Source organism: Bacteroides xylanisolvens XB1A (genome assembly GCF_000210075.1).
GTDB lineage: Bacteria > Bacteroidota > Bacteroidia > Bacteroidales > Bacteroidaceae > Bacteroides > Bacteroides xylanisolvens.
Map to the genome: position 1 here is coordinate 869329 of NC_021017.1, position 24990 is coordinate 894318.

A 24990-nucleotide genomic window follows, 5' to 3' on the forward strand; every position below is an offset into this window, starting at 1 on the left:
ACTGAAGTGATTGTACCACCGGAGATACCATCCACTTGGTAATCAGGTTTCTCTACCTTGCCATTTTTTACGACTCCCAAAGTGATAGCTCCATTTTCCAAAGTCTTCTTACCTACAAATTCATTTTGGAAATGGTCGGTTGCAATTTCAGCACCCAGACCCGGAGTTTCACTAGCGTGTGAGAAGTAAGTACCGTAAACGGTATCTTTATCTTCGTTCAGTGCAACGTATCCCCAGATAGCGCCCCAAAGACCGGCACCGTAAACAGGAACTACATATTTAGTCTGACCGTCCACTTCGCATACAAACACGTGCAGACGTTGTTGTTCTTTTGCTTCTTTCTCGTAGTTGGTAGCAAATTCGCCCGTATTTTCGGTCAGCGTACCGTCTACGTTCATCAGCATATCCCCTTTCACATATTTCTGATATTCAGCATCCGCATCTTCCACATTCTTAATGTTCAATGCAGCGAGGATTTGTTTCTTAGTGTCCAACTGCACATTCTTGTCTTGTGTAGATTTCAGTGAAGAACTAACGAATGCCAGCAGGAATGCTACGATAATAACCATTACCGAAGCATAAATGATAGTATAACTATTACTATTCGTATTCATTTTCTTTCGGTATTTATTGGTTAGACTTGATAGTGCGTTTCTCGCGACGGCTGATATTGCTTTGTACTACACAGTAGTCAATCAGCGGAGCGAAGATGTTCATCAGCAGGATGGCAAGCATCATACCTTCCGGATAACCCGGATTCAGTACGCGGATAACGATAGCCATCACACCGATCAGGAATCCGAAGATATATTTACCTCTTTCTGTACGTGCGGAAGTCACAGGGTCAGTAGCCATAAATACGGCACCGAAGCAGAAACCACCAAGAACGAGATGTTCGTACCAAGGCATTTGAGCCATTGTGTTGTTTTCCATGCCGATTGAGTTGAATACCCATGCCATGAATGCGCCACCGACGAATACGGAAATCATTGTCTTCCAGCTTGCAACACCTGTCCAAAGCAGGATAACGGCACCAATCAGGATAGCGATTACGCTGGTTTCACCAATAGAACCCGGAATCAGACCTGTAATCATATCCATGTTGAACGCAGGAACACTACCTGTTGTAGCAGCTTGTCCCAGCGGAGTGGCAACGGTGAGTCCGTCTACGCTTTGTCCTAAACCGAAGATGCTGTCTCCTGACACCCAAACAGCATCACCGGACATCTTGGTCGGGTATGCGAAGAACAGGAATGCACGAGTAATCAACGCAACGTTGAATACGTTCATACCTGTACCACCGAATACTTCTTTTGCGAAGATAACAGAGAATGCAGTAGCTACGGCAAGAATCCACAGCGGACAGTCTACCGGAACGATCATCGGGATCAGGATACCGGAAACAAGGAATCCTTCCTGGATTTCTTCTTTCTTCCATTGAGCTACGACGAACTCAATGCCAAGACCTACTACGTATGATACGATTATTTTAGGCAGTACTGCCAGGAATCCGTAGATAAACATTTCGATGAAGCTGCCAGTAGCACCTGTATGAGTGAAATGCTGGTAACCTACGTTGTACATACCGAACAGCAAAGCCGGTATTAACGAAATAACCACAATCGACATGATGCGCTTGCTATCGATTGCGTCATGTATGTGCGTTCCCGTTTTCGCAGTCTTGCTAGGCACGAACAGGAATGTTTCGAAGCCGTCAAACACCGACTGGAATGCGTGGAATTTGCCGCCCTCCTCAAAGTTCGGCTTTATCTTATCGAGATAATTTCTTAACGCTTTCATTTATTTAATTGAAAATTGAAAGTTGAGAGTTGAAAATTGGCTGTGCTGGGTTTATGCTGTATCCACAGAGAGCCGTTTCGCAAGATTTCAACTATCGCTTATTTTAATTTTTATTATTTAATCTCTTATTCGATTACGCCATTTCTGAACGGAGCATATCGAGTCCGGCACGAACGATGCGTTGCAGTTCCATCTTTGAAGAGCAGACGAATTCGCAAAGGGCGAAGTCTTCAGGAGCTACTTCGTAGATGCCGAGTGCTTCCATACGGTCGATGTCACCAGCGATAATTGCTTTAATCAGATATTCGGGCAGAATGTCCATTGGGAATACCTTATCGTATTCACCCGACATAATCATGTGACGTTCGCCACCTTTGATACGGGCATCCAACGTATATTCCTTCTTACCCATCAACCAGCTGAAATAAGAACGATTGGCACTGAACTGGTTGAAACGCGGCATGATCCATCCAAGCATTTCGTGAATGTCGTCACCTTCGGGGATAACAGTCAGTTGGCTATGGAATGCGCCCAAGAATCCGTTCGGAGATACTTGCTTTCCTGTCAGCACGTTACCGCTGATGTAGCGTAAGTCTTTGTCTTTTGTTACATTGCCGGCAAACACGTTGGTGAGCAATGCACCTACCTGTAGTTTGCAGTATGCAGGTTTCAACACTTCGGAACCTGTCACAGCTACTGTACGGGTGAAATCTACATGGCCTGTATTGAAGAGGCGACCGATGAAGATTACGGCTTGCGGATCAATAGTCCATACCGTTTCGCCCTTGGATACGGGGTCGAGGTGGTTGATCTGAACGCCTACATTACCTGCAGGGTTCGGTCCGTCGAATGCGGTGATTGTAACGTTCTTAGCCTGTGTCAGTGCGGCAGCGTTCTGTTTCACACTGATGTTCAAGTAGGTTTTTGCCAGTTTGGCAAGAGCATCAAGCCCTGTCTGGAAGTTTGCTTCTTCGCCTTTGAGGGCGAACTCGAAATCCGGAGCCAATGGATTGGTATCGAATGCGGAGATGAAGATTCCTTTCGGGGTTACCGTCGGATCTGCAATGATGTCATAAGGACGCTGTTTGATAAACGCGAAAAGTCCGGCTCCCAACAGAGCGGATTTCACAGCTTCAGCATCCATCGAAGCAACATTCTTTTTCCCAAAATCTTCATAGTCCTGCTCTGCAGCAGCTTCTACTACGATGTTCAATACCTTACGACGAGCACCACGTTCTACACTCGTCACCACGCCGCTCACCGGCGAAACAAATTTCACTTCAGGATGATACTTGTCGATAAACAAGGGTCCACCAGCCATTACATATTCCTGCTCTTTCACAACTACCTTAGGCGTCACTCCAGGAAAGTCATCGGGTACAAGTGCGTAGAATCCCGGTTCTTTTACTGTTGCGTACGTTTCAGCAGCTTTTCCTTTCAGGTTTATGTCAAGGCCTTTACGTAACTTTATTACATTTGCCATGCTATATAAAATAATGGTTTCATAAATTTGCCGCAAAAGTAATAAATAAGATTGGGATTCGGTAGGAAAAAAGAAAGGAATTACGGAAAAATATCCGTAATTCCTTTCGTGTTCGTGCACGTAATCTTTTATCTTTTGTTCCGAAACAAAAGACAGAAGCAAAGAAAAAGAACTATTCAGCAAACATAGGATCCCAAGCAGGAAGTCGGATAGGCTTCTGTTTCAACACCTCGAGAGCTTTTTTCGATGCATATTTCGTTTCTACTACTAGACGGAACATATATTCGTTAAACCAATCATCTGTCATAATGAGATAACCCTGATAACCGGCAGCAGGCCCCCAACTATTTTCAACCATCCATTTCGTCGGTTTTCCATTTTTGTCAAGATCGACGGCCATAAGAGTCATGGCGTGACTGGAGCCACTGGCAAAACTTTGGATACGTTGCTTCTTGTTCATGCCAAAAGAAGTACCCATAAGAGATTCGTAGTCGTAGTTTTTGACATCCAGTAGACCACGGTCAGAGTTTAGAAACTTACCTACATCGCAAGAAAAATACATCATTGTGCTATCCTTGAGAGAAGAAATAGCCATTTCTTTGATATCCTCGATGGGGAGATTGACATACGTCCAGTTTTTGCCGTCGTAACGGTGGCGGTCGTAGTCTATCTCATAACACTTATAATATTCACGGCTCGGATCGTTCATTAACATGACATAATTATCAATCAGTTTTTCGTCACCATACTTTTTCAGGAAAGAAAGTGGAGTGTAAGTTTCGGTAGACACAGGCTCACCCTTAGCGTTATATTCAGTCCAGGTAAATTCAGTAGGAGGAACACCGAGATTCAACACTAACATGCGGTAGATGGTGCTCAACATCTCTGTTTTTGTTTTCTCAAGGGCAGCAGGCTTGACACCTTGCGCAGCGAGATCACGGAGTTGAAGCCCCTGTTCACGAAGTTTCAGGGCGATCAGACCTGCCATACGGGAGGTATTTTCACTACTGTTGGTTTCCGGCATCACATCTTTGGGAACAAGCCCGTATTTACTGACAATATCGGCTACACCGGTGAATGTTCCACCGTCACTCAAAGGATTACGGAAGAGCCATTCCACCATTTTATCATCCATCGGCTTACTGCTGGTATCGATAATACCTTGTAGAAAGAGGTTGGCTTTCTCCAGTTGGTCGAAGAAGAAAGGATAAGTTTGCGAGAATTCGAAGGAACCGAGGTTATGCTTGGCGATCGCTTTGGCACGCATCACATTCAAACCTGTAAAAAGCCAGCAACGACCAGAAGATTTTTGGTCGGTGATACCTTTAGAAGACACTTTGATAGAAAAATGCGTATCCATGCCTTTCAGGTTATCCTGGTTGAGAGCCAGTTTACGGATGTCGTTGTTGCCGATGGCGTTGCGAATAGCCTTGTCGGTGGGAGTGTTTGCATAACTCTGCTTGATTTGTTGCATCATGGAGTCGCTGATGCCTCCTTTCACTTCTTGCGCTTGTGTAGAATAAGAAAAAGCACAGAAAACAAAAATTGATAAAATCTGTTTATTCATTTGATATAAATAATTAATTAATAGGCTGACGGATCATGATATGCTAACAAATATTGTTTTAGTGTATGGGATTAAATCATGCAATTTTATTTACCAGCATATCGAAAAACATCTTATTCTGCAAAAATACGATTCTTTTTTAGATTTATTATCTAAGAACATCAAAACTAATCGGAATAAAATAGTTTTCTTTGCAGTCGAATTCCTCAAAGAGAAATATGAAGAAATATATAATAGGAATATTGGTGATGCTTCCATCCATCAATATGATGTCAGCTACGGCTGATAGTACGGCAGTAAAAAGCGATGAACTGCAAATGTCTACAACTTCTATCAGTGATACTACTCCTACAGATTTTGAAGGCGCCCCGTCAGACACCATTCCTGCCCTTTCCAAGCGCGAGTTGCGTCGCCAGCGCGTGGCAAACCGGAATTTGCACTATAACATATTAGGTGGTCCCAGTTATACGCCGGACTTCGGTTTATTAGTAGGCGGTAGCGCACTGATGACGTTTCGGATGAATCCGAGTGATACCACTCAACGGCGTTCAGTAGTGCCAATGGCCATCGCCTTGATGTTCAAGGGCGGCTTGAATCTGATGACGAAACCACAGCTCTTCTTTAAAGGCGACCGTTTCCGTATCTTCGGAACCTTCTCTTATAAAAATACAATCGAGAATTTTTATGGCATCGGATATTCCACTAATAAAGATTATGAACGTGGAGAAGATACCAGCGAGTACCGTTATAGCGGCATTCAAGTAAACCCCTGGTTCTTGTTCCGTCTGGGAGAAAGTAATTTCTTTGCAGGTCCTCAAGTCGATTTGAACTATGACAAGATAACTAAACCGGCTGCGGGGATGGTTAATGAGCCCTCGTACATTGCGGCAGGAGGTACGGAGCACGGATACAAAAATTTCAGTTCGGGACTCGGCTTCCTATTGACGTATGACACACGTGATATTCCCGCCAATGCTTATAGCGGAACTTACCTTGACTTCCGGGGAATGATGTACAATAAAACGTTCGGCAGTGATAATAATTTTTATCGATTGGAAATCGATTACCGCCAATACAAAACAGTAGGACGCCGCAAAGTGATAGCCTGGACAGTGCAAAGCAAAAACGCATTCGGAGATGTACCCCTAACAAAATATGTACTTAGCGGGACCCCCTTCGATCTTCGCGGTTACTACATGGGACAGTTTCGCGACAAGTCCTCGCATGTCATGATGGCCGAATACCGCCAGATGATAAATACGGACAAAAGCACTTGGGTAAAAAAGATGTTAAGTCATATAGGATATGTAGCCTGGGGAGGATGCGGATTCATGGGACCCACTCCGGGCAAGATAGAAGGTGTGCTTCCCAACCTCGGATTGGGATTACGTATCGAAGTTCAACCCCGTATGAATGTACGCCTTGATTTCGGCAGAGACATGGTGAACAAGCAGAATTTGTTCTACTTCAACATGACAGAAGCCTTTTGACGCCATTTACGCGACAAATTGTGCACAATTTACAAGAAAGATTGTAAAATAGATAATAAAAGACTGCACATAAATGAAATTAATCCTTATATTTGCGCAAGCTATAACACAGCAAGAGCAAATAATAGGATTTTTTTATGAAGCAATTTATATATTTTTTTTCGGGGTTATTACTTCTGTTCATCTCTACCACCCGTGTAGTTGCACAAGAAGTGTCTGACTATTCTCAACTAAGTGAAGAAGATTATAGTAAAATAGTTCTCCCCCCACTATCAGTTTTATTCGAAAATGCCAAGAACAGCCCCATTTATGAGATGGCGGACGTAAAGGCGAGAATTGAGCGCAAATTACTCCAAAAAGAGAAATGGTCATTTCTAGGTTTCTTCAGTTTACGGGGGAGCTATCAATACGGAATGTTCGGTAATGAGTCCACCTATACGGACGTGGCAGTCGCCCCATATCTTACCTACTCCACTCAAGCGCAAAATGGTTACACAGTAGGTGCAGGTCTAAGTATTCCATTGAACGATTTATTCGACCTCAAAGGACGTGTCAGTCGGCAAAGACTCACACTGCGGAGTGCGGAACTAGAACGAGAAATGAAGTATGACGAAATCAAAAAAAGTATTATTGAAATGTACACAATGGCAATTTCGCAGATGAAAGTTCTTCAAATGAGGAGTGAAAGTTTGGTGCTAGCTAATGTGCAATACGAAATTTCTGAAAAGAACTTTGCCAATGGTACTATTGAGTCTACCGATTTATCTACAGATAAGGAAAGGCAATCTCAAGCCCGTGAGGCATATGAGAATAGCAAGTTCGAATTAACAAAGAGTTTAATGATACTCGAAGTTATTTCACGCACTCCCATCATACGAAAATAAAAGATTAAGATATGAACTATATCATTTCTATCATACGAGCCCTATTTCGTCATCGCTGGCTGATATTGCTAGGAACCACTTTCTTCACATTGCTGGTTATTTACTACACACGACATATGCAAGGAGGATATGATGTAAAAGCCACATTATACACAGGGGTAGCTTCAGGTTATAATCTAGAAAGTGACAAACGCACAGACTGGGCAACAGTACAAAACTCAATGGACAATTTGATCAGCATCATGCAGGCCGAAAGTACGTTGAAGAGAGTATGTCTACGATTATTTGCGCGAATTCTTATTCAGGGTAACCCGGATAAAGAAAATAACGGTATTACCGCTTCCAGCTATAACTATACCTACAATCACTTGAAAAATAGTCCGAATGGAGCTGAAATTCTAAAACTAATCGACAAGTCGAGTGAAGATAAGACAGTAGCTAATCTGGAAAAATATATGCGTCCACATAGAGATAACTATATCTATGGATTATTTTACTACAATCACCCTTTTTATAGCTATAATGCCCTGAAAAACATCAAAGTACAGCGTCGATTGACCAGTGATTTGTTGGATATCAGCTATTCATCCGGTGATCCAGGCATCGTCTACAATACAGTGAGTATCTTAATGGACGAATTTGTAGAAGAATATCGTCGCATTCGTTATGGAGAGACGGACAAAGTAATCAAATACTTTGAAGAAGAGTTGAAGCGCATCGGAAAGAAACTAAACTTAGAAGAAGAAGACCTAACAAAGTATAATGTAGAAAAACGCATTATCAACTACATTGACGAGACCAAAGAAATAGCCGCCATCAGTAAAGAATACGAGCTGAGAGAGCAAGACGCACTTTTTGCTTTTAATAGTAGCAAATCCATGCTTGAAGAACTAGAAAAGCATATGGACAGTAATGCAAAACAGGTGCTCAAGAACATGGAATTTGTAGACAAACTGAGAGAAGCTTCCAGCATTACCGGCAGAATATCGGAGGCTGAAGCGATGACTGTTTCCTCAAAAACAGACGATCAGACCTTGATAAATGAAAAGAAACGGCTCTCTGAAATCAAACAAGAATTAAATGACTTAACATCCTCCTATATCGGCCATAAATATACCAAAGAGGGCGCTTCGAGAACCAATATCATCGACCAATGGCTGGAACAAACGCTACTATACGAGAAAGCCAAAGCTGAATTACAGATTGTACAGAATGCACGCAGTGAATTGAATGACCGATATGTTTTTTTTGCACCGGTAGGTACTACCATCAAGCAAAAAGAGCGCATGATAAATTTCACCGAACGCAACTACCTCACTGTACTTCAAAGTTATAATGAAGCCTTACTGAGAAAGAAAAATCTAGAAATGACTTCTGCCACTTTGAAAGTACTCAACGAGCCGACTTATCCGATTTCGTCCAACTCAACCAATCGGAAACAGATTGTTATAGCTGCCTGTGCAGTCAGTTTTCTCATCATAGTCGCTTTGTTGTTACTAGTCGAAATGCTTGACAGAACTTTACGAGATGCCAGCCGTACCAGGCGAGTCACCGGGTTTAAGGTAATAGGCGCTATTCCCAATACAAGCCCCTCTCGCTATGGAGGTCTGACCAAGACTTATGTTCAGCTTTCCGTAAAAGAATTGAGCAATTCGCTACTTCGCTTCCTGACTAAGCGCAAGTCTCCCGGCGTATTCATCATCAACCTTTTCAGCACCAGTGACAATTCCGGAGAAGAAGAATTGGGAAATTTAATCTGTGGATATATGCAAAGCCGGATGTTAAATGCCAGGTTTATCACCTATGGAGTAGATTTTAATACAGACTCGACCCAATTTCTGCTAGCCAAGAGTATTACAGACTTTTACACTTTGCAAGGAGAAGATGTGCTGATAGTTGCTTATCCGCCATTATCGACCAGCAATATTCCGAGTGCTCTGTTACATGATGCCAACGCCAATATTCTAGTAGCTTCGGCAGACCGTGGCTGGAAAACTATTGATAAACAGCTTTGCGAACAACTTACGCAGCAACTGAGTAAGACGGATGTCCCATTCCGTATATGCCTCACAAATGCGAACCGTGACGCAGTAGAAGACTTTACCGGACAACTTCCACCCCATACATTACTGCGTAGAATCGGCTATCGTCTCAGTCAGTTATCATTAACAGAAAAAATCATATTCAATCTCAGAAGAAAAGCCAAAGAAGCAGCAGACGAGGACGATGACGAATAAAGTAACCGCTTTCCACCTCCTGCTTGCCGCACAGTTCGCGCTAATCGCAGCAAGTATGTTCGTAAACATCAAGATAGGATTATTCTCAATGGTGCTTATCTTATTGTTTACTACGATCTGTCTGATACAACTCGGCAATGACGAGCGCACTAACTGGAAACCCGGACAAAATATAATGACCTATTTCTTCATTGTCTGGTTATTGTTTTATATACTGGAAATACTGAATCCAAACAATGTTATGGCAGCCTGGAATATTAACCTCACTCCATACGCTCTCACCCCCTTGATCTGTGCATTCGTCGTTCCGATCGTAATACGTACCAAAAAAGATATTGAACTATTATTAATTATATGGTCAATATTTGTTTTGATATTCACCCTAAAAGGTTATTGGCAGAAGAATCATGGATTCAGTTCTAAAGATCTTTATTTCTTACACGTAGTGGGAGGTGCACGTACTCACATTATCTGGTCAGGCATTCGCTATTTCTCTTGTTTCTCTGATGCAGCCAATTATGGTGTTCATGCTGCCATGTCTACTGTGACCTTTGCCATTGCCTCATTCTTTGTTGACTCCAGATGGAAACGCATCTACTTCCTTTTTATTGCTTTTTGCGGCATTTATGGAATGGGAATCTCCGGAACACGCTCTGCCATGGGCGTTCTTATGGGTGGCATGCTGATGATAACCGTCATAGCAAAGAATTGGAAAGCATTACTGGGAGGTATATTCATATCTATCAGCATTTTCGCATTTTTCTATTATACCAACATCGGGAGCGGAAACCAATACATTCACAAAATGCGTTCCTCTTTCCATCCTACCGAAGATGCTTCATACCTCGTACGTGTCGAAAACAGGATGCGAATGAAAGAATTGATGGCAAAGAAGCCTATCGGATATGGTGTTGGGCTTTCAACCGGAAATTTCGAACCGAAAGAGCAAATGCCCTATCCTCCGGATTCATGGTTAGTCGGCGTATGGGTAGAAACAGGAATTGTCGGACTCATTCTTTATCTGGGTATACATGGCATTCTATTCGCTTGGTGCTCATGGCTACTGATGTTTAAAGTACGCAATAAGAGCTTGCGCGGATTAGTGGCAGCCTGGCTTTGTATGGATGCCGGTTATTTCATAGCGGCCTATGTCAACGACGTAATGCAGTATCCCAATCCATTGACTGTATATATAGGATTCGCACTCTGTTTTGCCGCTCCTCATATAGACAAGCGCATCAGTGAAGAAGAGAAAGAAAAAGAACTAGTAGCCACTCAAAAAAACTGACGAACAAATATGACAAACAATATTCCAGACATATCATTTATCACAATCTGCTACAACGGATTCAAAGACACATGCGAACTAATAGAATCACTACAGAATAAAATACATTCTGTAAGTTATGAAATCATCGTCGTAGACAATGCTTCACATGAAAACGAAGCAGCTAAAATACATCAACTGTATCCCACCGTTGTCGCTATCCGCAGCAATGAGAACAGTGGTTTTTCCGGTGGAAATAATATCGGCATCCAGGTAGCAAAAGGTAAATACATATTCCTTATTAATAATGATACATATATTGAATCAGACCATATCGCCTATCTCGTAGAACGCCTTGAAAGTCGACCGGAGATTGGAGGTGTATCCCCCAAGATACGCTTTGCATTTCCACCCCAGCATATACAATTTGCCGGATTCACTCCCTTGTCGCAAATCACCCTACGTAACCATATGCTGGGCTTCGATTGTCCAGACGATGGAACATTCGACACTCCCCACACCACCCCCTATCTGCATGGGGCAGCAATGATGTTTAAACGGGAAGTCATTGAAAAAATAGGAATGATGCCCGAGATATTTTTTCTCTACTATGAAGAACTAGACTGGAGCACAAGCATGACCCGTGCCGGATATGAACTGTGGTACGATCCCTGCTGTACCATTTTTCATAAAGAAAGCCAGAGCACTGGGCAACTTAGTAAATTGCGTACTTATTATCTGACACGCAACCGCCTGTTCTATGCCCGGCGCAATCTGAAAGGGTTCAACCGCATCGCCTCCATTATTTATCAGAGCACCGTAGCTGCTACAAAGAATAGTTTGGCTTTCATCCTCAAAGGGCGTTTCGACTTGGCGGCAGCCATATTCTATGGAGTAAACTCCGGACTTCTTCGCCCGTCATCCGACAAAAAGAGCGTTGTCTCACCCGATAAATAAAACGTTGTGTCATAAATTCCAAATACTATGAATATCGTCGACTGGATTCTTTTTGTACTTTCGCGCTTTGCGTATGTTATCTGTTGCTATACGCCATTGCTTCCAAGTTCTACCGGGTCCCTGAATTTCCGGAAGCCCGCACCCTACGACGTTTCGTCATACTCTTCCCGGCTTATAAAGAAGACCGGGTAATCGTCTCTTCCGTACGCAGTTTCCTGAGACAGGAATATCCGAAAGAAATGTTTGATATCATCGTTATCTCCGACCAGATGCAGTCTGCCACCAACGAGCTCTTGCGTTCCTTGCCTATCCGATTGTTGATAGCCGACTATAAAGACAGCTCCAAAGCCAAAGCACTGACAATGGCAATGGATGCCATTGACGGAATACCCTACGATGTAGTAGTTATCATGGACGCCGATAATCTGACTTCCCCGCACTTCCTGACAGCGGTAAACCGTGCATTCGACAGCGGTGTGCGGTGCATACAAGCCCACCGAACCGGCCAAAATCTGAATACTGACATTTCTGTTCTGGATGGCATCAGCGAAGAAATTAATAATGGCATCTTCCGCAGCGGACACAATGCACTAGGACTTTCAGCCGCATTATCCGGTTCAGGAATGGCTTTTGAAGCCGACTGGTTCCGGAAAAACGTCCGACTTCTTGAAACGGCAGGCGAAGACAAGGAATTAGAAGTACTTCTTCTGCAACAGCGCATTCACACCACCTACCTACCGGAAATACCAATTTATGACGAAAAAACGCAGAAAGAAGAAGCCATCAGCAATCAGCGAAAACGCTGGATAGCTGCACAATTCGGCATTCTCCGCAGTTCATTGTCCGGATTACAGAAAGCAATCCGCCAAGGTAACATTGACTACTGCGACAAGATAATTCAATGGATGCTACCCCCAAGACTGATCCAAATAGCAGGTGTTTTCGGACTGACATTTATTTTCACAGCCATCGGTATCTGGCTAAGTCTGAAAGGCGATTCCGGAAACGAATGGATGATAGCCATAAAATGGTGGATATTATCCATAGCCCAGATAGTAGCAATGATATTGCCCATACCTGGAAATCTGCTAAACAAACGATTGGGTAAAGCAATTATAAAAATCCCAATACTGGCACTCACTACCATCGGCAATTTGTTCAAGTTGAAAGGAGCTTATAAAAAATTTATCCATACAGAACATGGAGAAGGCCATTTTTAAAGAAAATTTTCTTGAAAAGCAAGAGAATATTTATAAAAAAATGAGACTCCCTAGAAACAAAAAACTTATATAAAAGAGAAAACATCACCACCACTAAAAAAGAAAGAATATGAAAATAGCCATTGAAGCACAGCGCATTTTCCGCCCCAACAAGCATGGAATGGATTTTGTTGCTCTTGAAACAATTCGGGAACTACAAAAAATGGATCATGAAAATGAATATTTCATTTTTGTCAGTCCCGGTGAAGACAAGTGTCTGGAAAGTTCCGATAACGTACATATCATCGAGCTGAAATGCCCTACTTATCCATTGTGGGAACAGGTAGCACTCCCGCGTGCAGTAAAAAGCATCAAGCCCGATTTGCTGCATTGCACCAGCAACACGGCTCCTCTACACTGCCCTGTGCCTCTGGTTCTAACATTGCACGATATAATCTATCTGGAAAAGCGCCAGTCGTCCAGCCTGTCGTGGTATCAAGAGATGGGATGGCATTATCGCCGGTTAGTCGTTCCGCGCATACTCCCCAAGTGCGAGAAAATTATTACCGTTTCGCAGTTCGAACGGAAACGGATTCTTGAAGCGTTACATCTGCCGGAAAAGCAATTAGTAGCTGTATATAACGGGTTCAACAGTCATTTCCATTTGCAGCCCAAAGCTCCGGAAATTACCCGGAAATATATCGATGCAGACGAATATCTGTTTTTTCTAGGAAACACGGATCCGAAAAAGAATACTCCGAGAGTACTGAAAGCGTACAGCGGATATTTGAAAAAATCGGCAAAGAAGTTACCATTACTGATTGCCGACCTTAAAGAAGATGCCATTGACCGGATATTGGAAGAAGAAAAGATGATGGATATCAAAAGTTATCTCAGCTTCCCCGGCTACATTGAGAATACCGACCTTGCAGCGCTCTACAGTGGTGCATTCGCATTTCTATATCCCTCACTTCGCGAAAGTTTCGGTATCCCGATGCTGGAAGCGATGGCTTGCGGAACACCAATCATTGCAGGAAATACTTCAGCAATGCCCGAAATTGCAGGTGATGGGGCTTTATTGGTTGATCCATTCAGTCCCGAAGATATCACAGCAAAAATCTTGAAACTAGAAAATGACGGGACATTCTACCAGCAACAAGTGGAATACGGGCTTAAGCGCAGCCAGATGTTTTCGTGGAGAAACACAGCAGAATCGTTATTGAGTATATATAAGGAACTTTCTTTATCAAACATCTGCCCCGTGTCTAAGTAAAACTCACCGGAAAATAACCTAAGAAATGATAAAACGAGAAAAGACTTGTGACAAGTATTTATGTACTCGGTCACAAGTCTTTCTATAGAGTACATTACATTTTTGAGCAGAATTCTTTCACTTCGAAGCACGGACACGCTTTAATCCACTCTTCGGGTTCGATCTCTCCGTTTCCGTTCAGGTCCGGACTTAGATCCCGATGTCCGCACACCCGGCAACCGGGATAGTCGCGCAGGAGTGCAAGGATCAGCACCCGCATCGAATGAATCTGCCATTCGGTACGTGTATCGGCGGGATGACCGTGGCAGTCAAGTCCGCCCTCATAACAAATGCCAATACTGTTCTGGTTGTGTCCTTTTGCGTGCGCACCGATTCGTTCAATCTCACGGGTGGTCTTTATATCTCCATTTTTACGGATATAAAAATGATACCCCGTCCCGTTGAAACCACGCCGACGGTGGCACACTTCCAAATCATCTTCCGTAAAATCCCTGTCCGCCCTTGTGGCGGAACAGTGGATCACAATCAAGTTGATGGTTCGCATAAATTCATCCCTCCGTTTCAGTGACCATCTGTACTCGTTGCACACATTCCTTGCTACTACACTGCAGAGCCGCAGCTTGCGTCAGCTGTCCTCTCAACGAGAAAATCTCCGCGTGCATCTCTTTCACTTTCGAACTAAGGTCGAAATAATCCTTCAACACTTTCTCCAACTGCTGCATCAGAAAAGTATACTGGTCTTTCACTAGTTCACTGAACTCTTTCACTTCTTGCGCCATCATCTGGCGCTTCTTGCGGCTACTGCCCAGAAAAGGCAGAATCGTCATGATGATTTCGATAATTTTATCTAACATTTTAATAGATTGAGATGATAAATTAATAAATTGAGAACAGAGTCAATCAAAGCGGTTTATGCTGCCGGATCCGGAGCTTCTCCTCCACCGCTACCACCACCGGGTTCTCCCCCATCGCCTTTACCATCATCATCGGAGCCGTCACCGCCGTTTCCTCCGGCAGCGGACTTCTTCTCCGTATACAATTCGAACATCATGTTATTATCCCCGCCACGAGTAGTTGCCGTGCTGTCATTGGCAAGACGCAATGAGTTGTCGACTTTGAAACGGAGATTGATGCGAGTGATATTTTTCACCGTACAATCCTTTTCCTGTTCCACACCCGGACAGGTCAGCGTGGTATAAAAAATACCCAGTCCATCCACTTTCACCTTATTCCCTGCCACAAGCACTTTTTTCATCGCACGGACAAAGGATTTCATCACATGCGACACGTCTTCCACCGAAAGCGACCCGATAGACTCGATTTCCTGTGCCAGTGAATCAATTGAATAGATTTTCGACTCTCCAGCCTTAGGCTTGAGAAGATACATCATCGGTGATTTATCATCACCGAGCCGTTTTCTGCGCTTGTAGCGCACAACTGTAACTGTTGCCATATTTAAAAATTGTTTCTACGAAAAGAAGTACATTCTCCCTTTCTGTTGATGAAACAAAGATACGACAACACATTGACGACTTACCGGATTGCACCGGACTACACCGGATTATGCCGGATTAAAACGGATTACACCGAATTATACCGAAATATGTGGAAATATGTAGGAATATGTAAGATTATTCCCTAGTTTTCAATGATCCATTCTCCAATAGTTCGCGTACTACTGTCGAAATTAACTCCCACTTTGATAACTTTCCGATGATCTGCCTGATAAGGAATCGCATACTGCTTACTATTGATCTGTGCCAACGCTTCTTCAGGAGTACCGTCTACTTTGAATTCAAATACATAGATAGCCTCCTGCATCTTTATCACAACATCAGCCCTGCCAACAGCGCTCTTTACTTCTGCATCCACATATTGCCCCATCAACCGGAACAGGAGGTAGAAGATGGTCTGATAGTGTTTCTCCTCCTTATTATTCATATCATTGGGGATAGAGGCGAAAAATGATTTGATCCGCTCCATACATTGATCCAGATTGCCGACCCGTAAGTCTTTGATAAACGATACTACATAAAATGTATTCTCGCGAGCAGGCAAATGCACATAAGCCGGCATTAATGATTCGATAAAGCCTTTCCGAACTTCTTTGTTAGGATAAGCCAACGTATAGATCTGAAAATCCCGATCATATTCTTTAATAGTGAGATAACCGCTTTGGTAAAGTACCGGAAGCGGGTCTGTAATGACATTGGTAGGTGCATCAAACTGCTCGGCAGTAGCCGAAACGCCATCCAGTTGACGAATATCGAAATCGCTTTGCTGCAAGATGTCTATCAGGAAAGTGGGAGTGCCGGTAGAGAACCAGAAATTGGCATATTTCTTTTGAGCAAATGCATTAAACAAACTAAACGGATTGTAAATGTCTTCACTATTTTCACTGAAATGATACCCATCATACTGTTGTTTCAAATGTATACACGCTTCATCATACGTTTCACCGTTCGCCTCGGCCATCCTTCTTATATCTTCTTCCAACTGTGTACGCAATTCATTTTCCGTTATACCGCAAATGGCACTATAAGCATCTTGCATACTTATGTTCTGAAGATTGTTCAATTCACTAAAGATGCTCATCTGACTAAATTTACTGATACCGGTCAGGAAAAGAAAACGAAGATATTCTCCCTGCGCTTTCAACGGACTGAAAAAGTCGCGCATGATGCCACGTATTTCAGCTTGCAACTCCTCATTGTTGTTGCTATCCAACATAGGAGAATCATATTCGTCTACAAGTAACACAACCTGACGCCCGCTCTGCTCGTAAGCACGTTTGATAATACCTTTCAGACGGAGACTGAAAGTGTCTTCGCTCGTGTCACATCCGTAAATTCGTTCCCATTCCACCAAGCGATTGTTGATAGCGGAGCGCAGCATCCCCGCATTCATATACTTACTGATACTGAAATCAATATGCAACACGGGATAAACCGTCCAGTCTTTCTCCAACTGTTCCATCATCAGCCCCTTGAACAGGTCTTTTTTACCAGAGAAATAGGCTTCAAGAGTGGAAACTAACAGACTCTTTCCAAAGCGTCGGGGACGGCTAAGAAAATAAGTCGTATGTGTATTTACCAAACGATAAATCAACTCTGTCTTATCAATATACACACAATTATCATTGCGTAGTCTCTCGAAACTCTGTATCCCTATCGGATAACGCCTGAATATTCCTTCCATCCTTTTTCTATGCTTTTAACGTGAAACGTAAACAAAGATACGATAAATTTCAAGAATCGGTATTCTATTAGTATCAATTCTTTTATGAATACGCCCGAACATCCGCTCTCAAAATTTGCCTATTCCACTAAAAATGAGTAACTTTACTTCAAATATAACAATCTAAAGGCACAACTATAAATGAAAACAAAAAACAAGATTCTCCCCGAACAAGAAGAAGAAAAAACATTCCAATACCGCACCTATGGGAAAGGCGAGCTCGCCTTGTTGTACCTCCCCAATATCCTGCAACAAAGCGCAGTAGACCGATTCAACGAATGGATTGAAGCTGCACCCGGACTAAAAGAACGGCTCCTGGCCACCGGCATGAATCCACGCAGCAGATACTACACTCCCGCACAAGTAAGGCTCATCGTCGAAGTACTCCAAGAACCCTAATTGAAGTATTAAGTATTAGGTATCAAGTATGGTAAACGCATCGCAACAATGGATAACATCATAATACTTAATACTTGATACTTAATACCTAATACTTTAAAACAGCTCTTTTTCAGGTAGCCAGCAGGAGTTGTCGAACATTGTATTTCGGACACGCTGGTCAGCGGAGAGAGAAGGGTCGTGAGATTCTTCACAGGGCAGGTATCGTCCGCTTACGGGATCGTAGACAAAGGATGCCATTCCACCGACACCAAGATGCTTGAATTTCACCTTGTCCACGTATACGCGTGTGGCACCAACCTCCTTGTCACGTTCCACAATGATACCGTAATCCGCTTTGTTATAGAAATCGGCAGAGCCGTTGATGTCGTACATTTCCACACGAGGGGTAATGCCCGTGACAGGATTACGGTTCATTTTACGAGGATGGACTACGACCACGAGCAGGCAATTATGTTGCACGGCAAATTCTGTAAATTTATTCAACAGGTTCGAAATATATTGCGTTTCCGTCTGTCCAGGCTGCGGGTTATGGTCGAAACGGTTGAGCGGGTCGAAGACAATGATGCGGCAGCCACGGCGGACAACGAGTTCATGAGCCTTAGCCAGTACACGATCCGGAGAAACATTACCTTTCAGAGAGATATGAGAGACGTTTTCAGTCAGAAAATCTTCCGAGTTCGCAAGGAGTCCCTCCGTCATGCCACAGCCGTTTTGAAAACGGTGTCCGGTGAGTTTCTCAATCAGTTTGCGGAGATGATAGACGATGGGGGTATTTTCCGGGCTAAAGAACCCGATTTTCCATTGATGCCGCAGGCAGAGACGCAACACCAATTCGTCCACCCACTCGGATTTTCCTGCACCGGGAACTCCGGTGACGTAGACACTTCGCCCACGTTCATACGTGCAGATCTTATCCATCTCCTCCCATCCCGTTTCCGCTCCGGGACCGAAGCCGTTGTCGAAAAGAGCCCGCAGATCGTCATGCAAGTCGGCAGCGGTGAAGATACCTTCGAGCGGAACTTCTGCTGCCTGTTCGATGGCGATACGGAGACTGGCGATACCATATTTGCAGAGATGCTCGTTGGCATCTTTACACTCCGGACCGTAAGTCACCACCCGGCAGCGTTCAGCTCCCAGCCGGTTGATGAGTTCATTGCGCAACCGGATTCCGGCAGAATCAGCATCAACGGCAATGATGATTTCTTCCAGGTCCTCGAAGTGCGTCTCCATAAAACGGTCGAGCCAGGAGAGGTTCGAATTGGCTCCGGCCGGCACGGAGATGGCGCTTTTGAATCCGGCGGCGATGGAAGAAGCAGCATCCAGTTCCCCCTCGTGGATGATGCAGGAGGTTTGCCCCAGGATGGAGTCGATGTTGTAGGGAATCAGTTCGGCACCCTGCACCATTTTGAAAAGTTTCGGGAGAGCGCGAAATTTGGTGTTTATCAGTTGTTCCCCTTCAAAATAGTTGAAGCAGATGCAACGTTCCTTTTTGCCGGATTGCGGCATAAATTCTTCCTGTTCGGTGATGCGTAGGGCGGCTATGACGGACTGCGGGATGCAACGCGTCTCCACCAGCCAACGCTCCGTGTCTTCGGAAAGCGTGGTTTTCGAGGCATCAAACACTGGACGCTGAAAATGCTGCGGAATGGCTGCTGCACGACGCTTGCGGGCTGCCACACGTTCGGCATTCTTGCGCTCTTCCACATCATCGGGAACATAAAAATCAGCGCCACAATGATAACAGTGACAGTGGCCCGTGTCGACGTTGACACGTAGCGAACGGTCGCGTTTATTCTTGCGGGTAGGAAGACATTTTTTACAAATCGTCTTGAGGACTCCACTCGATTTACCGTGGATGTCGACATCATAGTTGGCAAAATTTCTCATATTTTTTTCCTTTTTTCTAATTAAAAAATAGTTTAAAATAATCATTCACACGCAGAGGACTTACCTGCCGGACGAGTGTCTGCCACCTGCCGGACGAGCTTCCGTTACCTGCCAGACGAACATCAACAACCTACCAGACGAACATCGGCAACCTACCGGACGAAGCCAGTCATCTGCCGGATTAATGCGCCCATCTTTTCTTCACATCATCCCACACAGCTGATGCATCGGGACGTGGCGGCGCATCAACCGGAATAAGATGTCCCAGATACGTTCGCCGCCCGTCGACGACGCTTTCAAAGCGGTTTACATCCTTGTCGACCGTATTCTCAAGCTCTTTCAGCAAGGTTTCCCTCAACGTGCGACAAGTAACGGAACCGGCCGCGATATAATTTGAAAAATACCGTTTCACGTCCTCCGGAAAAAGCAGTCCCGCTCCTTTGTCATAAAGGCGGATATGTTTTTTGAAGATTTCCAAAATAAGTTTTTGATGGTCTACAAAAAGCTTTCCCAAACCGGAATGCTGCCCGGCCAATTCCATATATGACTGGAAAGTAGAAAGTTGGTCCACCAACTTTTCCCAAGGCAACACGGGTTGTAACGGGCCATGATTGCCTTCATCCGCCAAACGGCTCACAAGAGACGGTGTTTCTATATTACTCCTATTATTGTTTACAACAGAAACACTTCCTTTACTCTCCTCTTCTTTACTTTCCTCTTCTCTCCTCTTCTGGTTTTCAGTGGGTTTTCTCCCTTTACTGACGGGCGTTTCAGCACTTTTTGCCACCTTTTTCGGACGCCCTCCTTTTTTACCGTTTTCGATGTCCATTTTCCGCTTCTCTTCCAAGCTTTTCATCACCCTATCCAAGTAAGAAGAACGAAACATCTGTCGTTCCTCATCCAGTTCGAAGAGATCGAATTCGCGAAGTACCCGCTCCACCGCAACTTCATCCACATCATACCGCCGGGCCATGGCCTTCAGTAAAACCGGTTTGCACGACGCCTCATAAGCATCTTTAGTGCGCAGATGCAACAGCAACATCACGTAAATTCCGAGTGCTTCCGCGGCATTCATCTCTGACATCATACAGGCAATATTGTCGTCATTCAACAAATTTACCTCCAAATTGAAATACTGATCTTTCTTCATTTTCATTTATCATTTATTATTCCACATTTAATACTTCCGGGGCGCAAAGGTGCAAAATGTATTTTATTCCAGCTATCGCAAAAATGAGAGAGGGATTATATATTTTTTATCCGACCTTTGCCAAAAATTATTAATAATCCCAAACAATATGGACACAAAACGCAACCAAACGTTGGAAGAAATAGAAGAAAATAAAATAGTGAACGAGCATTACCAGAACAGAGTAATGCTGATAAAAAAGCTCTTGAAAACGTCACGGCTAGCCACAGTAGACCTCTGCGTGCATATCGACATCAGTGAAGCCTCCTACTACCGTTACATAAATTTCACCAGCTATATGAAAGCAGACATTTTCATACATGCTTGTCTCTTCCTCAAGCAATATATTGAAAGTCACCACATTCCTTATACCCAAGAAGAAAAACGGCTTATAAAAACATTAGACCTGTTTCAGATTTCCTCAAATAGCAACTTAAACTACAATTAAAACACAGAAAAGGAGAAACTTATCATAAGTTTTATTACATTTGCAATGTAATAAAGGTCTTTAAAACTTAAAAAATGAGTGATAGCGAAACAGGCAGCCCATCAATAAAAGCACTGATCGTTTTCAGAGAAAACGGAGAAACCGACAATCTATTTGTTCCTATCTTATGCGATGCTATCAGAATGGCTGGAATCAATGTAAGATACTCCCAAAAAGAATTCTGGGAATCGGATACGACTTATGACATCATCCATTTCCAATGGCCGGAAGAACTGGTGGGATGGACATGCAAAGACCCCGACGTCATCCGCCGCCTGAAAGAACGCATTGATTTTTTCCGCTCGCGAGGAACTCATTTCATATACACACGGCACAACATTCACCCCCACTATGCAAATGATATCATCAGCCGGGTCTACGACATAATCGAATCGGAGAGTGACACCGTAGTGCACATGGGACATTACAGCCAGACAGAATTCATACAAAAATATCCCGACAGCAGGAACGTCATCATCCCGTACCACATCTACCAATACACCTACAAAGAAGATATCAGCATAGAGCGCGCGCGCCAATATCTGAACCTGCCACAAGAAGCATTCGTCGTCACCGCCTTCGGGAAATTCCGCAACCGGGAAGAAAGACGTATGCTGCTCGGAGCGTTCCGCGACTGGGACAAAGAACGGAAACTACTGATAGCCCCTCGCTTATGCCCCTTTTCAAGGCGCAATAACTATGGCAGAAATATCCTCAAACGATGGGCTTCCCGAATTGGCTACTATGTCCTCATGCCGTTGTTAAACCGTATGTTCAGACTACAAGCGGGAGCCAACGACGAACCGATAGACGAGTGCGACCTCCCTTATTATATGTCTGCCTCTGACGTGATATTCATCCAAGAAAGAAATGCACTAAACTCCGTAAATATTCCTCTTGCTTTTCTTTTCCACAAGATAGTCGTAGGACCAAATACCGGCAATATAGGCGAACTATTAAAAAACACAGGCAATCCGACTTTCAATCCGAATCATAAAGCCGATATCATACGGGCACTGAAAATGGCCTGGCAGTTATCTACTTGGGGAAAAGGAGAAATGAACTATACCTATGCACTAGAAAACATGAGTATAGATAAAGTGGGCAAACAATATGCCGAAGTATATAGAGATTTGAACAGCAGATTGTAATGCTGCTGCCAGTATCAATAATTTATCAGAATACGAAATGCATGAAATATAATGAAATAAAAGTCAGTGTCGTCATTCCTGTCTATAACACTGAAAAATATGTTCGTCAAGCAGTAGAAAGCGTGATGTATCAAAGCTTGAAAGAACTGGAAATAATAGTTGTAGATGACGGATCAACAGACAAAAGTTTAAGTATAGTAGAAAAACTGGGTGACACTGACAAACGTATACAAATATATACACAAGCGAATCAGGGACAATCAATTGCGCGTAACAGAGGGATCTCACACGCACACGGAGAATATATCTATTTTATGGATAGCGACGATCTGCTGGAAGAAGATGCTTTGGAATTGTGTTATCATAAATGCAAAGAAGAAAAACTTGATTTTGTATTTTTTGATGCTTTAGTTTTCTTTGAAAACAACGTTGAAAATGCTCCAACACTGAATTACAAACATACAGAGAAATTAGAAGACAAAATCTATACCGGCCAGGAAGCACTTGAAATTCAATTACAGAATAAAGAATATACTCCTTCCGTTTGCCTGCACTTTATTCATAGAAACGTGATAGAAAAACATAATCTATCATTTTATCCCGAAATCGTACACGAAGACCAACTGTTTACTACCTTGCTTTATCTACAAAGCACGAAAGCAGCTTGCATTAAACGAACTTTTTTTCATCGTCGTATGAGAAAAGATTCTACAATGACGAGTAAATTCGCAATGCGGAACATAAAAGGATATCTTGTCGTCACAGAAGAGATTCTTAGCTTTAGAAGACAGACTACCGAAGATAAAAATAAAGAAATTATTGATTTATATTTATCTCAAATGCTTGACGCTGCCATGTGGCAAGCACATTCACTAAAATTACCGGAGCGGATCAAACTCGCACGGTTGTGCCTGCAAAAATATAAAAAGTATGTATCGACAAAAACGATAGGGGCATTACTTTTCAAATTCCTATTTATAAACCATAAAAAAACGGTCGACAATGGCTAGCAACATTAAAAATCAACTCTTTTCAGGAGTGTTCTATACCGCACTGGCCAAATACAGCGGCATTGTCATTTCTCTTGTAATAGCAGGAATACTGGCCCGCCTCCTATCTCCGGACGACTTCGGAATCGTAGCCGTTGCCACCGTAATCATCGCTTTTTTCAGCCTCCTCACCGATATGGGAATATCTCCCGCTATCATACAGCACAAATCACTGACAAAAGATGAACTATCAACTATTTTCTCGTTTACCGTATGGACCGGCATCGGAATCAGCATCTTGTTTTTTGCAGCTTCATGGATGATTGCCGACTATTACGAAAGCGAAATCCTGCGGACACTGTGTCAACTGCTGTCCGTTAATCTATTCTTTGCCTCCGCCACCATCGTGCCGGGAGCACTATTCTATCGGAACAAGGAATTCAAATTCATCGCTATCCGTAGTTTCGTTATCCAGATTTCCGCAGGTGCGGCAGCCGTGACTGCCGCCCTCTGCGGAGCAGGATTATATGCACTGATTATCAACCCAATAATATCCAGCATACTCATATTCGTCATCTCCTACCAGCGCTATCCGCAACGACTGCGTTTCACGCTGGGGCTGACGGCGCTCCGGAAGATATTCTCCTATTCCGCCTACCAGTTTCTATTCAACGTCATCAACTACTTCAGCCGCAATCTGGACAAATTACTGATTGGCAAATACATGAGTATGTCCGACCTCGGATATTACGAAAAATCCTATCGCCTGATGATGCTTCCCTTGCAAAACATCACCCAGGTCATCACTCCTGTAATGCACCCCATCTTCAGTGATTTCCAAAATGACAAAGCAAAACTAGCCACCTCTTATGAACGTATTCTCCGATTCCTCGCTTTCATCGGATTGCCTCTTAGCGTGCTGCTCTTCTTTACAGCAGAGGAAGTAACGTTGATTATTTTTGGAGTCCAATGGCTGCCCTCCGTACCCGTTTTTCGGCTACTCTCCCTGTCCGTAGGAATTCAGATCATACTCTCCTCGTCCGGTTCCATCTTTCAGGCGGCAGGCGATACACGGAGCTTATTTGTATGCGGAGTGTTCTCGTCTGTGCTCAACGTGACAGGCATACTGCTCGGAATCTTCTATTTCGGAACGCTGACAGCAGTGGCTAGTTGCATTGTGGTGACGTTCTCCATCAACTTTATACAATGTTACTGGCAAATGTACCGGATAACCTTCCGTCGAAGTGCGTGGCCATTCATTCGTCAGCTTATTTCTCCGTTCATCATTAGCATTTTGATAGCATTAGCCCTCATTCCCATGCAGTATGCACTGGAAGGGATGAATATTTTTGTGACAATTATAGCCAAAAGTATCGTTAGTTTTATTATCTTTGGCATTTATATACAAATGACGCATGAGTATGACATTATCGGCAAAGTGCGAAGCATCCTGTGTAAGAGATAATAAAAAGAACAGAATAAACAATATAT

At 43.5% G+C, this 24990-nt stretch carries 21 protein-coding genes and 1 pseudogene; 12 read left to right on the plus strand and 10 right to left on the minus strand.

Going from position 1 to position 24990, the window contains the following annotated elements:
• The 4 genes from BXY_RS03560 to BXY_RS03575 form a co-directional block, all read right to left on the minus strand.
• On the minus strand, positions 1-614 hold a 614-nt coding region (locus BXY_RS03560), incomplete at its 3' end, for a Na(+)-translocating NADH-quinone reductase subunit C (protein ID WP_208946910.1).
• Positions 615-627: 13 nt separating this feature from the next.
• Entirely contained in the window at positions 628-1800 is a 1173-nt protein-coding gene (locus BXY_RS03565) for an NADH:ubiquinone reductase (Na(+)-transporting) subunit B (RefSeq protein WP_004311620.1), read from the minus strand.
• A 133-nt stretch (positions 1801-1933) separates the two neighbouring features.
• Positions 1934-3283, minus strand: a complete 1350-nt coding sequence (locus tag BXY_RS03570) for a Na(+)-translocating NADH-quinone reductase subunit A (RefSeq protein WP_032811009.1) — start codon at positions 3281-3283, stop codon at positions 1934-1936.
• Between the two features lie 172 nt (positions 3284-3455).
• Positions 3456-4850, minus strand: a complete 1395-nt coding sequence (locus tag BXY_RS03575) for a C1 family peptidase (protein WP_004315907.1) — start codon at positions 4848-4850, stop codon at positions 3456-3458.
• Positions 4851-5068: 218 nt separating this feature from the next.
• On the opposite strand from BXY_RS03575, the gene BXY_RS03580 reads away from it, so the two are divergent.
• The 7 genes and pseudogenes from BXY_RS03580 (at position 5069) to BXY_RS03610 (ending at position 14157) form a co-directional block, all read left to right on the plus strand.
• Complete coding sequence (locus BXY_RS03580; RefSeq protein WP_008017378.1) at positions 5069-6340, plus strand: BamA/TamA family outer membrane protein; 1272 nt, start codon at positions 5069-5071, stop codon at positions 6338-6340.
• A gap of 137 nt (positions 6341-6477) precedes the next feature.
• Positions 6478-7224 (plus strand): TolC family protein, encoded by a 747-nt coding sequence (locus BXY_RS03585; RefSeq protein ID WP_008017377.1) that lies wholly within the window; start codon positions 6478-6480, stop codon positions 7222-7224.
• An 11-nt stretch (positions 7225-7235) separates the two neighbouring features.
• The gene (locus BXY_RS03590; protein ID WP_004315910.1) at positions 7236-9461 is read left to right on the plus strand and encodes a GumC family protein; all 2226 of its coding nucleotides are present in this window, start codon (positions 7236-7238) and stop codon (positions 9459-9461) included.
• Entirely contained in the window at positions 9451-10749 is a 1299-nt protein-coding gene (locus BXY_RS03595; RefSeq protein ID WP_004315911.1) for an O-antigen ligase family protein, read from the plus strand. Before BXY_RS03590 ends, BXY_RS03595 begins: the two co-directional genes overlap by 11 nt.
• Positions 10750-10758: 9 nt before the next feature.
• Positions 10759-11685: a glycosyltransferase family 2 protein gene (locus tag BXY_RS03600; protein ID WP_004315912.1), complete on the plus strand. Its 927-nt coding sequence runs from the start codon at positions 10759-10761 to the stop codon at positions 11683-11685.
• A 27-nt stretch (positions 11686-11712) separates the two neighbouring features.
• Positions 11713-12905: pseudogene (locus BXY_RS03605) on the plus strand (glycosyltransferase).
• 109 nt (positions 12906-13014) lie between these two features.
• Positions 13015-14157, plus strand: a complete 1143-nt coding sequence (locus BXY_RS03610; RefSeq protein WP_004315914.1) for a glycosyltransferase family 4 protein — start codon at positions 13015-13017, stop codon at positions 14155-14157.
• A 94-nt stretch (positions 14158-14251) separates the two neighbouring features.
• Here the strand turns inward: BXY_RS03610 and BXY_RS03615 are convergent, their stop codons facing one another.
• From BXY_RS03615 to BXY_RS03630, 4 genes are all read right to left on the minus strand, one after another.
• Positions 14252-14701 (minus strand): N-acetylmuramoyl-L-alanine amidase, encoded by a 450-nt coding sequence (locus tag BXY_RS03615; protein WP_008643849.1) that lies wholly within the window; start codon positions 14699-14701, stop codon positions 14252-14254.
• Positions 14702-14705: 4 nt separating this feature from the next.
• Positions 14706-15011 (minus strand): hypothetical protein, encoded by a 306-nt coding sequence (locus tag BXY_RS03620; RefSeq protein ID WP_004300375.1) that lies wholly within the window; start codon positions 15009-15011, stop codon positions 14706-14708.
• Positions 15012-15067: 56 nt separating this feature from the next.
• Positions 15068-15610 carry an HU family DNA-binding protein gene (locus tag BXY_RS03625; protein ID WP_004300374.1) on the minus strand — a complete coding sequence of 181 codons (543 nt, stop codon included), beginning with the start codon at positions 15608-15610 and terminating at the stop codon, positions 15068-15070.
• Positions 15611-15795: 185 nt separating this feature from the next.
• Entirely contained in the window at positions 15796-17355 is a 1560-nt protein-coding gene (locus BXY_RS03630; protein ID WP_004315916.1) for an ATP-binding protein, read from the minus strand.
• Between the two features lie 180 nt (positions 17356-17535).
• Between BXY_RS03630 and BXY_RS03635 the strand changes: the two genes are divergently transcribed.
• The gene (locus BXY_RS03635; protein WP_004311607.1) at positions 17536-17793 is read left to right on the plus strand and encodes a DUF4248 domain-containing protein; all 258 of its coding nucleotides are present in this window, start codon (positions 17536-17538) and stop codon (positions 17791-17793) included.
• Between the two features lie 96 nt (positions 17794-17889).
• Here the strand turns inward: BXY_RS03635 and BXY_RS03640 are convergent, their stop codons facing one another.
• Positions 17890-19683 (minus strand): bifunctional DNA primase/helicase, encoded by a 1794-nt coding sequence (locus BXY_RS03640; RefSeq protein WP_008997724.1) that lies wholly within the window; start codon positions 19681-19683, stop codon positions 17890-17892.
• Between the two features lie 181 nt (positions 19684-19864).
• Positions 19865-20833, minus strand: coding sequence for a DUF7833 domain-containing protein (locus BXY_RS03645; protein ID WP_008022120.1), 969 nt, complete (start codon positions 20831-20833; stop codon positions 19865-19867).
• Positions 20834-20981: 148 nt separating this feature from the next.
• Here BXY_RS03645 and BXY_RS03650 point away from each other — a divergent pair, with 148 nt between their 5' ends.
• From BXY_RS03650 to BXY_RS03665, 4 genes are all read left to right on the plus strand, one after another.
• Entirely contained in the window at positions 20982-21320 is a 339-nt protein-coding gene (locus BXY_RS03650; RefSeq protein WP_015531239.1) for a hypothetical protein, read from the plus strand.
• 74 nt (positions 21321-21394) lie between these two features.
• The gene (locus BXY_RS03655) at positions 21395-22510 is read left to right on the plus strand and encodes a glycosyltransferase family protein (RefSeq protein ID WP_015531240.1); all 1116 of its coding nucleotides are present in this window, start codon (positions 21395-21397) and stop codon (positions 22508-22510) included.
• A gap of 41 nt (positions 22511-22551) precedes the next feature.
• The gene (locus BXY_RS03660; protein ID WP_004315921.1) at positions 22552-23520 is read left to right on the plus strand and encodes a glycosyltransferase family 2 protein; all 969 of its coding nucleotides are present in this window, start codon (positions 22552-22554) and stop codon (positions 23518-23520) included.
• Positions 23513-24964 (plus strand): lipopolysaccharide biosynthesis protein, encoded by a 1452-nt coding sequence (locus tag BXY_RS03665; protein ID WP_004315922.1) that lies wholly within the window; start codon positions 23513-23515, stop codon positions 24962-24964. Before BXY_RS03660 ends, BXY_RS03665 begins: the two co-directional genes overlap by 8 nt.
• Positions 24965-24990: the final 26 nt, after the last annotated feature.